The 10,373-nt window shown below is 31.0% G+C and carries 9 protein-coding genes; 8 read left to right on the top strand and 1 reads right to left on the bottom strand.

From position 1 onward, the window contains the following. Positions 1-203: 203 nt before the first annotated feature. From CD147_RS11745 to yhaM, 8 genes are all read left to right on the top strand, one after another. Positions 204-1,313, top strand: a complete 1,110-nt coding sequence (locus tag CD147_RS11745) for a GAF domain-containing sensor histidine kinase (protein ID WP_103167623.1) — start codon at positions 204-206, stop codon at positions 1,311-1,313. 24 nt (positions 1,314-1,337) lie between these two features. Then, positions 1,338-1,961: a response regulator gene (locus CD147_RS11740; protein ID WP_103167622.1), complete on the top strand. Its 624-nt coding sequence runs from the start codon at positions 1,338-1,340 to the stop codon at positions 1,959-1,961. Between the two features lie 265 nt (positions 1,962-2,226). Then, positions 2,227-2,691, top strand: a complete 465-nt coding sequence (xdrA, locus tag CD147_RS11735; protein ID WP_053030612.1) for an XRE family transcriptional regulator XdrA — start codon at positions 2,227-2,229, stop codon at positions 2,689-2,691. Between the two features lie 299 nt (positions 2,692-2,990). After that, entirely contained in the window at positions 2,991-4,121 is a 1,131-nt protein-coding gene (locus CD147_RS11730) for a DUF445 domain-containing protein (protein WP_103167621.1), read from the top strand. A 69-nt stretch (positions 4,122-4,190) separates the two neighbouring features. Next, positions 4,191-4,535, top strand: coding sequence for a YlbF/YmcA family competence regulator (locus tag CD147_RS11725; protein ID WP_103167620.1), 345 nt, complete (start codon positions 4,191-4,193; stop codon positions 4,533-4,535). A gap of 147 nt (positions 4,536-4,682) precedes the next feature. Further along, positions 4,683-5,879, top strand: coding sequence for a metallophosphoesterase family protein (locus tag CD147_RS11720; protein ID WP_103167619.1), 1,197 nt, complete (start codon positions 4,683-4,685; stop codon positions 5,877-5,879). Beyond that, a complete protein-coding gene (locus CD147_RS11715) occupies positions 5,869-8,802 on the top strand; it encodes an ATP-binding protein (protein ID WP_103167618.1) in 2,934 nt (977 codons plus the stop codon). The genes CD147_RS11720 and CD147_RS11715 overlap by 11 nt, the downstream gene beginning before the upstream one ends. After that, on the top strand, positions 8,802-9,743 hold the full coding sequence (gene yhaM, locus CD147_RS11710) for a 3'-5' exoribonuclease YhaM (protein ID WP_103167617.1): 942 nt from the start codon (positions 8,802-8,804) through the stop codon (positions 9,741-9,743). Before CD147_RS11715 ends, yhaM begins: the two co-directional genes overlap by 1 nt. Before the next feature lie 155 nt (positions 9,744-9,898). Here the strand turns inward: yhaM and CD147_RS12415 are convergent. After that, positions 9,899-10,373 (bottom strand): peptidylprolyl isomerase (locus CD147_RS12415; RefSeq protein WP_240621119.1); only part of this gene is annotated, 475 nt, incomplete at its 5' end.

The following is a 10,373-nucleotide window of genomic DNA, read 5'->3' as shown; positions in this document are numbered from 1 at the left end:
ATTAAGTACGTATTTATCATATCATATCTTGTGAAATTAGATAGATGATTGTGAGCTTGATATATAGTAATGAATTTCAAAATACATACTTGTTAATTCTTAGAAGGTTGAAAATAAAGTGTGAATCAATAAATAATTTTAAAAAATAACAACACACTGTATAATAATACTATTGCGAATTTGAATAATATTGGAGCGATTAAATGGAAAAACCAACACGCTTAGCGTTATTAAAAGAAATTGCAGAGTATCTCAATGAAGAAACTGAATTATATAGTATGATGCAAGGTGCAGTTAAATATTTAATTAACGGTAGCAACTTTACGACTGGTTGGATCTTCTTTATAAACGATGCAGGTGAGCATGAATTGGTCGTAGATGTACAACTTCCTGGAGCTTTGCGTAAAAATAATTGCAATTATATGAAAGAAGGTTCATGTTGGTGTGTTAGCGCTTATCACAATGAAAGATTGACAAAAGCTTCTAACATTATAAATTGCTCACGAATAAATTTAGCAAATCAAGCGCATCAAGAGGAGACGGATGGTGTTACTCATCATGCCACAGTCCCGTTACGCTCTGGAAATGAACAGTATGGCTTACTTAATGTAGCCACGCCCTATACTTCTCATTATAGTGAAGAAGATCTTGAGTTATTAGAATCTGTAGCGTTACAAATTGGTTCAGCCATTAAACGAATTTATTTAACCGATCAAGAAAAAGAAGCGGCGCGTATAAATGAACGTAATCGTTTAGCACGTGATTTACATGATTCAGTGAATCAAATGTTATTCTCATTAAAATTAACGGCTCATGCAGCACACGATATTACGTCTGATGATATGGCTAAGAAAGCTTTTAAAATGATTGAAGATACGAGTCAAAGTGCCGTAAATGAAATGCGGTCGCTCATATGGCAACTAAAGCCAGCCGGTTTAGAATATGGTTTAGTACAAGCTCTAAAAAAATATGCCCAAGTTCTTCAATTAAACTTAAATATTGAAGTAGAAGGGCTAATTAATCTATCCATTGTTATTGAAGAACATATTTATAGAATACTTCAAGAAGCGATGAATAATACTAAAAAGCACGCGGAGACACGCAATATATATGTAAATCTAAAACAAACTACTGATAAATTATTTATAGATGTAGCGGATAATGGAGTGGGCTTCGAAATCAATAAATCAAATAATACTGAATCACAAGGTTTAAAAAATATAAGTCAGCGTATACGTCTTTTGAACGGTCAATTACATATAGATTCAGTGCCTCATAAAGGCACTAAAATTACGATGCAAATCCCACTCTAATAACCTTGAAAGGGGAAAGAACAGTTGGCAAAAGTTATTTTAATTGATGATCATCATATTGTTAGACAAGGCTTAGAATTCTTGATATCAACTGTAGATGAATTAGAAGTACAAGCTAGTTTTGCGAATGGTGAAACTTTCATAAAGTATTTAGAAGAGAATTCTGCACCAGACATTATATTATTAGATTTAGTAATGCCAGAAATGAATGGCATTGAAGTGACTGAATACATAAAGAAACATTATCCTGAGATTAAAGTTTTAGTTCTAACAAGCTACGTAGATGATGAACATGTGATTTCAGCAATAAATAAAGGCGCAGATGGTTATGAAATGAAAGACGTTGAACCACAAAAGCTTATTACTACTATTTTAGATGTACTAAATAATAAGCAAGTCATCCACCCAGAAGCGCAAAGTGTGATGGACACTATGTCTCAGAAACCACATTATAATCATAAACTTTCAAAACGTGAACTAGACGTACTTAGTGAAATGGTAAAAGGCAAAACAAATAAAGAAATTGCTAATACATTATACGTTTCTGAAAAGACGATTAAAACTCATGTAAGTCATATTTTTAATAAACTAGAAGTAACCGATCGAACTCAAGCAGCAATTTATGCAATAGAGAATAAACTTATTTAAGTTTATAATTAAGTGTAATGAGGAAAATTCATTGAAATAATCACATTTTATAATACTTAACTTGTTTAAAAAAACTGTATTATATAACTAATTTAATTATTTTGATAATTTCGGCTTTAATAAAATTGTGTATAAAAACAAAAATTCCTCTTTTCATTTGATTAAAAATATATTAAGATGTAATTTGTGTTTCAAGAAATGTGTATTATTGCAATTTCTTGTGTCCGGATTAAATAACCCCCTATTAGAAAGGTAGAGAATAAATATGGATAGACAGAGTTTTACAGATTTAATTCAAACAAAATTTAAAATGGTAAGAATTGAAGCGGGCTATACGCAAGATACTATGGCTCAAACAATTGGCCTTTCAAAAAAGACGTTAGTTCAAATTGAAAAAGAACGTGTATTACCAAACTGGACGACATGTGTTTCTATTTGTGCGTTATTTAGAGATTCAGATGTATTAAATAACACATTTGGTTGTGACCCATTAGAAATCGTTCAAACAATTTCACGTAATCATTGTGCATACCCAAATCACTCTACAACAAGTGATATTTATTGGAACACAATTGAAACGCGTAACGGTTTCATCTTGCAAAGTAATAAAGTAAGTAATATTTACAGAGTGTTGAATTCTGAAAAACAACCTATCTTCGGTACTTCTAAATTAAGAGAAGCAGAAACTTATTTTAACAGAAATGCGAAAGAAGAATTAATGCACGTTTAAAATATAAATTTCTAAATTAATGATATAGTGATAGAAGAGTCTATTAAAGATTTAGTCACTATTAAATATAGATAATGACGGAGCCCTGAACATTTCTACTTGAAATGGACTAGGCTCCTTATTTTTGTCATTTTATTATTGTAAGAATATAGTCATATTCTAAATTGCATAAGCATTCTATTTTTGAAAACAAACTAACTGACTCTTTTAATAATCTAATCAATTTAAATTGTGAAGTTTAATTTCTATCATGATATAATCATCGTAATGTTATCTCAACAAATTAAGGAGTAATCTCAATGCAAGCTTTCTTAGTAATATTATTCATGGTGGTAGTAGGTGCAGTGATAGGCGGTATTACCAATGTTATCGCTATACGCATGCTATTCCATCCTTTTAAACCATACTATATTTTTAAAATGCGAGTCCCATTCACACCTGGTCTAATTCCTAAGAGAAGAGAAGAAATCGCTAGTAAAATTGGACAGGTAATAGAAGAACACTTAATTACAGAAACTGTCATCAATAATAAATTAAATGAAAGTAATACGAGAGCATCGATTAACGAGTTAGTAAAAGAACAAGTATCTAAGCTAAAATCCGATGATGCAACCATTCGTCGATTCGCTAGTCATTTCGATATTGATATTGATAAATTAGTGAACGAACGAATTGATAGTATGATTGTAGCGAAATTTAATCAATATTATGCATCGCACAGACATCTTCCAATAAATGAAATCTTACCGACAGAAGCGGTGGCTATGATAGATAATAAAATAGATGGTGTTGGAGATTTATTGTGTGAGCGTGCGCGCGTGTATTTAGAATCAGATAAGGGTGCACGAGATATTTATGATATGCTTGAGACTTTCTTCACTGAAAAAGGGAAAATAGTCGGTTTACTACAAATGTTTATGACTAAAGAAAGCATTGCAGATAGAATTCAACATGAATTGATACGTTTAACTCGTCATCCTAAAGCCAAATCTATTATTGATAAAGTGATTCATAATGAATATGAAACACTAAAAAAACAACCATTAGAACAAGTAGTTAAGGAAGAGCAATTTATAAAAATATCTAATGCGACTTCTCAATTAATTACAAATTATCTCAATTTAAACCAGAAAGTCGACACGCCTTTAAATCAATTAGCGCCTAATTTTATTAATTATTTAGAAAATGAAGTTGTAAATAAAATAACAGAATTAATTATTAATCAAGCTTCAACACACTTGTCATCTATTATGGAAAAAATCAATCTACGCAAATTAGTTGAAGATCAAATTAATACATTTGACCTAGATTATATTGAGCGTTTGATTATTGAAATTGCTAATAAAGAATTGAAATTAATTATGTCTCTAGGCTTTATTTTAGGTGGTATCATTGGCTTCTTCCAAGGATTGGTCGCAATCTTTGTCTAACAATAAATTATATGTTATGGTATAAAAGAGTTGTCAAAAATAACTTTACACTAAGGAGTGCAAACAGACATGGCAGTAAATTTATATGATTATGCAAATCAATTAGAACAAGCTTTAAGAGATAGTGATGAATACAAAGCTATTAAAGATGCTTTTTCTAAAGTAAAAGATAATGAAGAATCTAAAAAATTATTTGATGAGTTCCGTGAAACTCAATTAAACTTCCAACAAAAACAAATGCAAGGTGAAGAAATTCCTGAAGAAGACTTAGCTAAAGCTCAAGAACAAGCTCAAGCAATTGAAAAAGATGAAAATATTTCTGAATTAATGCAAGCTGAACAAAACATGAGTCAAGTCTTCCAAGAAATCAACCAAATTATTGTTAAACCTTTAGATGAAATCTACGCTGACTAATTTATAGGTTTAAAGCTACATTGCTTTCAAACGAAAGCTTTGTAGCTTTTTTTAGTTTGATAAAGTTCATCGACCCAGATAAATAAGGTATGGTAAAATATAGGAATATCATAGCTACATTATCATATTATTAAGGAGCTAATATTCATGATAAAATTTATTCACTGTGCTGATTTGCACCTTGATAGCCCCTTTAAGTCTAAAAGCTATTTAGCGCCTACAATTTTTGAAGATATCCAAAATAGCGCATATGAAAGTTTCAAAAAAATAGTCGATACGGCTTTAAAGGAAGAAGTAGATTTTGTACTTATCGTAGGGGATTTATTTGATAGTGAGAATCGAACACTACGTGCTGAAGTATTTTTGAAAGAGCAATTTAAACGCTTAGAAAAAGAACAAATATTTGTATACATAAGTCATGGTAACCACGACCCACTTACTAAAAGAATTACAGACGATTGGCCTGAGAATGTGTCGGTGTTCTCTAGCAATGTTGAGACATATCAAGCAATAACTAAAGATGGTGAAACAATTTATATCCACGGTTTTAGTTATCAAAATGACGGAAGTTATGAGAATAAAATAGATGATTTCCCATCTAGTCAAGGATTAAATGGTATTCATATTGGCATGCTTCATGGAACATATAGTAAATCTTCAATTAAAGATCGCTATACTGAATTTATCTTAGAAGATTTAAATAAAAAACTATACCATTATTGGGCGTTAGGACATATACATGAGCGCCAAGAGTTAAGTGACATGCCTCCAATTCATTATCCTGGTAACATACAAGGCAGACATTTTGGAGAACAAGGATTGAAAGGGTGCTTGCTTGTAGAAGGAGACCATTTAAGATTAAACACTCAATTTATACCAACCCAATCTATTCGTTTTGATGAAGCTACTATAACTACACATAAGACGAGTAAACAAGGTATCTATGAAGAAATTCAATCTTTCAAAGAGCGCGTACGTCATAAAGGTAAAGCATTCTATAAATTAACGGTCAACATTGATAGTGAAACTATGCTATCTTCACAAGATATATTACAGATTAAAGAAATGATAGATGATTATGAAGAGAATGAACATCATTTCGTAGTAATCGATGAAATTAATTATAATTATCTTCAAAATGAAGAAACTCCTCTGGTAAAGGAATTTTCAGAAGAACTGACTAATGATTCTAAAGTCTTTGACGATGCAATGACAGAATTATATTTAAATCCTAGAGCTTCTAAATATCTAGAAGATTATACTGAATTTGACAAAGTTGAGTTAGTTAATCGCGCTGAGAATTTATTGAAAGCGGATATGAGAGGTGAACACAATGATCATTAAAACGCTTGAGATTTATGGCTACGGTCAGTTTGTGCAACGTAAGATTAACTTTAATAAAGAATTTACCGAAATTTTTGGTGAAAATGAAGCGGGTAAATCTACAATTCAAGCATTTATCCATTCTATATTATTTGGCTTTCCTACAAAGAAAGAAAAAGAACCACGTTTAGAACCGCGCATGGGTAACCAGTATGGTGGTAAGCTGACGTTACTTTTCGACGATCAATCAGAAGTCGTCGTAGAACGGGTTAAAGGTAGTGCTCAAGGGGATGTAAAGGTTTATCTCGAGAATGGCTTAATTCGTGATGAAGCATGGTTGAAGAAGAAATTAAACTATATTTCTAAAAAAACATATCAAGGTATATTTTCATTTAACGTATTAGGTTTACAAGATATTCATCGTAATTTAGATGAAAAGCAATTACAAAGCTACTTACTTGAAGCTGGTGCGCTAGGGTCTTCTGAATTTACGACAATGGGTAATTTAGTTAGTCAAAAGAAAGCAACATTATATAAAAAAGCGGGTAAAAACCCAATTTTAAATCAACAAATAGATGAATTGAAACAATTAGAAGCGCAAATTCGTGAAGAAGAAACAAAACTAGATGAATATCAACGTCTTGTCGATGAAAGAGATAAATCACAACGCCATTTAAGCCATCTAAAAGAAAATTTAAATCAATTATCTAAAATGCACGAAACTAAACAAAAGCAATTAGCGATTCATGAGCAAGCGCAAGAGTGGAAGCGACTTGAACAAGATTTGAATATTGAGCCGCTTAAATTCTCAGAAAAGGGTATCGAACGCTATGAAACAGCATCACAATATAAACAATCACTCAGTAGAGATATTGGTTTAAGAGAAGAAAAAATAAAGCAATTAGAATATGACTTCAATGCGATAGAGTTACCTAGTGAGGAAACGGTCAATCACCTTTATCGTCTCAGTCATGATGAAAATGATATCCAACAAACCGAGTTAAAGGCGGAATCTCTTACAAAAGAGATTGACACATATCAACGTCAACAACAAGATTTAAAAACAAGCATTGGATGGCAAGATGTTTATCATGAGACAGACACTTCAGAAGCTACAAAAAATTATATAAGTGAAAAGGTTAAAGAACGTAACAACCAAAGTGCTCTAAAACAACAAATCGAGCGTACAATTGAAGAGAATACAATAGAACAAAACGCTTTGAGTGAAGAGATTGAAGGACTTGAACAAGAATTAGTTCCTGAAGATGCACTTGATAAGAAAAAACAATATAATCAACAAAAATTAGAATTACATGAAAAAGAAAATCTCTATAATAAATTAAAAGATACATTTAACAAAGATAAAGAGAAAAAACAAAAACGCCAATGGTGGTTAAGATTTAGTTTTATCATCCTTGCATTAATTGGTCTAGGATTAACGATTTTCTCATTTGTGACTCAAAACCTTATCTTTGGCATTATATTCGTCATTTTAACTGTAATTTTTGTAGTAGGCATTTTCTTTACTAGAACTAAAGAAGTTGATTATAGTGAAACGATTAGTGATGAAATTAGTGATTTAGAACGTCAACTAAGCGAGCTAGAAGCTAACTATGATTTAGATTTCGATCTCGATCATCAATATCAACTACGTGAACGTTGGAGTAATATTAGTAACAATAAGAGCGTAGTAAGTAATAAATTAGAACATCAACAAAGTTTATTAGATCAAACTGAAAAAGATATAAGTGATTTATCAAGTCATATTAATAAAGTGAAAGAAGATTTAAGATTACCTAGCACAATGTCAGATGAATTATTAGTCGATAGCTTTAATACGATGAATCAAATTAAATCGAATGATAATTACTTGAATCAATTGTTAGAACAAAGATTAAAGCTTACACATAAACTCTCTGCCTTTTATGAAAAAGCTCAACAACAAACTAAAGAAGAATTTTCTAACTTTAACAAAGTATCGATATTCAGTGATTTAAAACGTTGGATAGCTAACTATGAGAAAGAAAAGGAACAAAAGACACAACTTGAAAGCCAAATATCATTATTAAGCAATGAACTAAAACAACTAAATGAAAGATTAACAGAAAATAAAGATATCATTGGCGAGTTATTCAAAGCGAATAATGTAAATAATGAAGAAGAATATTATGAAGCATACGAACGCTATCAACTGTATCAACAACAACTAGCGCGTTTTAATGATTTATCAACTTACTTAGAAAATCATCATTTCTCATATGAAGATAGTTCTAATTTAAGTGAAAAGACAACAGCTCAACTAGAAGAAGAAGACGAACTACTAGCACAACAAGTAGATGATTATAATGAGCAATACTTAGACAAACAAACTGAAGTAAGTGATTTCACTGCGCAAATCAATCAAATGGAAACAGATAAAACTTTATCCAAATTACGACATGAATATTTTAGCTTGAAAAATAGAATGAACGATATTGCGAAAGATTGGGCAAGTTTGAGCTATTTAGAAGCCCTTATTAACGAACATATTAAACAAATTAAGGATAAGCGTTTACCACAAGTAATAAACGAAGCCATCACAATATTTAAAACGTTAACTAATGACAACTATAATCTAATTACTTATGAGAATGATTCCATTATGGTAAGACATAGTAATGGACAAATGTATCATCCTCTAGAATTAAGTCAGTCCACTAAAGAATTATTATATATAGCGCTAAGAATAAGTTTAATACACATATTAAGACCGTATTATCCATTCCCAATCATTATTGACGATGCGTTCGTCCATTTTGATAAACAAAGAAAATCAATGATGTTAAACTATTTAAGAGAATTGGCTAAAGACTATCAAGTATTGTACTTTACATGTACTAAAGATACTGCAATTCCTTCTAAAGAAATGTTGATATTAAATAAAATAGAGGAAGGCGAAAAATAATGAGAAATGTAGAAAAATTAAATCCGGGAGATTCGGTAGAGAACTTCTTTTTAGTTCATAGAGCTACACAAGGAGTGACTGCTCAAGGCAAAGATTATATGACGCTTTTCCTCCAAGATAAAAGTGGAGATATTGAAGCCAAATTATGGACAGTAAGTAAAGAAGATATGCAGATTTTAAAACCTGAGGAAATTATATGGGTTAAAGGTGACGTTATAAATTATCGTGGTCGTAAACAAATGAAAGTAAATAAATTTAGATTGGCTACGCCAGAAGATGGCTTTAAAACACAAGATTTTGTTGATGGAGCTCCACTAACAGCGGATGAAATCCAAGAGCAAATTTCCCATTATATTTTAGAAATTGAAAATGCTAATCTACACCGCATTACACGTCATTTATTGAAAAAATATCAAGCTAAATTTTTTACTTACCCAGCAGCAAGTTCACATCACCATAATTTCGCCAGTGGATTAAGCTATCACGTATTGACTATGCTTCAAATTGCTAAATCTCTATGTGATATTTATCCATTACTAAATCGTAGTTTATTATATAGTTCAATTATCTTACACGACCTAGGAAAAGTAAGAGAACTGAGTGGGCCAGTTGCTACGACTTATACGGTAGAAGGGAATTTACTAGGTCATATATCAATAGCGAGTGATGAAGTTGCAGAAGCAGCTAAGGAACTTAATATTGAAGGGGAAGAAGTGATGTTACTACGTCATATGATTTTAGCACATCATGGTAAAATGGAATTTGGATCTCCAAAACTACCGCACCTAAAAGAAGCGGAAATCTTATTCTTTATTGATAATATTGATGCTAAAATGAATATGTTTGATAAAGCCTTCAAAAAGACAGAAAAAGGGCAATTTACTGAACGTATATTTGGAATGGAAAATCGCCAATTTTATAATCCAGAAAAATTAGATTAAAACATATATAAGCTTTCTACTTAACGAAGCCGTTTCACTTTGTTAAGTAGAAAGCTTTTTTCGAATTAAAAAGCCTTGTCTAGACTTAATTGCACGTTTTTATGCAACTTCTAGACAAGGTACTTTTAATTAATGATTGCGTTAATTCTTGAAAATTATGAAGATAAATTAGATGATGCTGAACTATCTGAAGACTGTTGTTGTTGTTTTAATTTATCTGGGTTGAGAATAGTATTTTCAACAGCTTTTTTGATATCACTATCTTTATAATCTACATCATATTCTTTAAGCAAGTCTTTGTAAGCATTTGTAAGTAATTTTGGATTCTTTTGAACTTTTTGTTCTATAATTTTAGCTTTAAGTTTAGATTTTTGTTTATCAAAATCATCTTCCTTATCGGCTTTGATGATATGGTAACCGTAATCTGTTTTAACTATATCAGATACTTCTCCTTCTTTAAGTTTGAAGAGGGCTTTTTCAAATTTACTTACCATTTGTCCTTTAACTACATATCCTAAAGAACCGTCTTTTTTAGCACTTGAAGAATCCATTGATTCATCTTTGGCAATTTCGCCGAATTTATTTGGATTTTTCTCAACTTGTTTTTGAATTTTTTCAGCTTTTGCTTTA

The sequence above is a fragment of the Staphylococcus devriesei genome (assembly GCF_002902625.1).
Lineage (GTDB): Bacteria > Bacillota > Bacilli > Staphylococcales > Staphylococcaceae > Staphylococcus > Staphylococcus devriesei.
Note: the sequence above shows the minus strand (reverse complement) of the source record. Positions and strands in the feature narration are given on the sequence as shown.

Coding starts and splice junctions, on each gene's coding strand:
- CD147_RS11725 (WP_103167620.1), top strand. CDS start 4,191: ATGGCAGTAAATTTATATGATTATGCAAATCAATTAGAACAAGCTTTA.
- CD147_RS11745 (WP_103167623.1), top strand. CDS start 204: ATGGAAAAACCAACACGCTTAGCGTTATTAAAAGAAATTGCAGAGTAT.
- xdrA (WP_053030612.1), top strand. CDS start 2,227: ATGGATAGACAGAGTTTTACAGATTTAATTCAAACAAAATTTAAAATG.
- CD147_RS11720 (WP_103167619.1), top strand. CDS start 4,683: ATGATAAAATTTATTCACTGTGCTGATTTGCACCTTGATAGCCCCTTT.
- CD147_RS11715 (WP_103167618.1), top strand. CDS start 5,869: ATGATCATTAAAACGCTTGAGATTTATGGCTACGGTCAGTTTGTGCAA.
- CD147_RS11730 (WP_103167621.1), top strand. CDS start 2,991: ATGCAAGCTTTCTTAGTAATATTATTCATGGTGGTAGTAGGTGCAGTG.
- yhaM (WP_103167617.1), top strand. CDS start 8,802: ATGAGAAATGTAGAAAAATTAAATCCGGGAGATTCGGTAGAGAACTTC.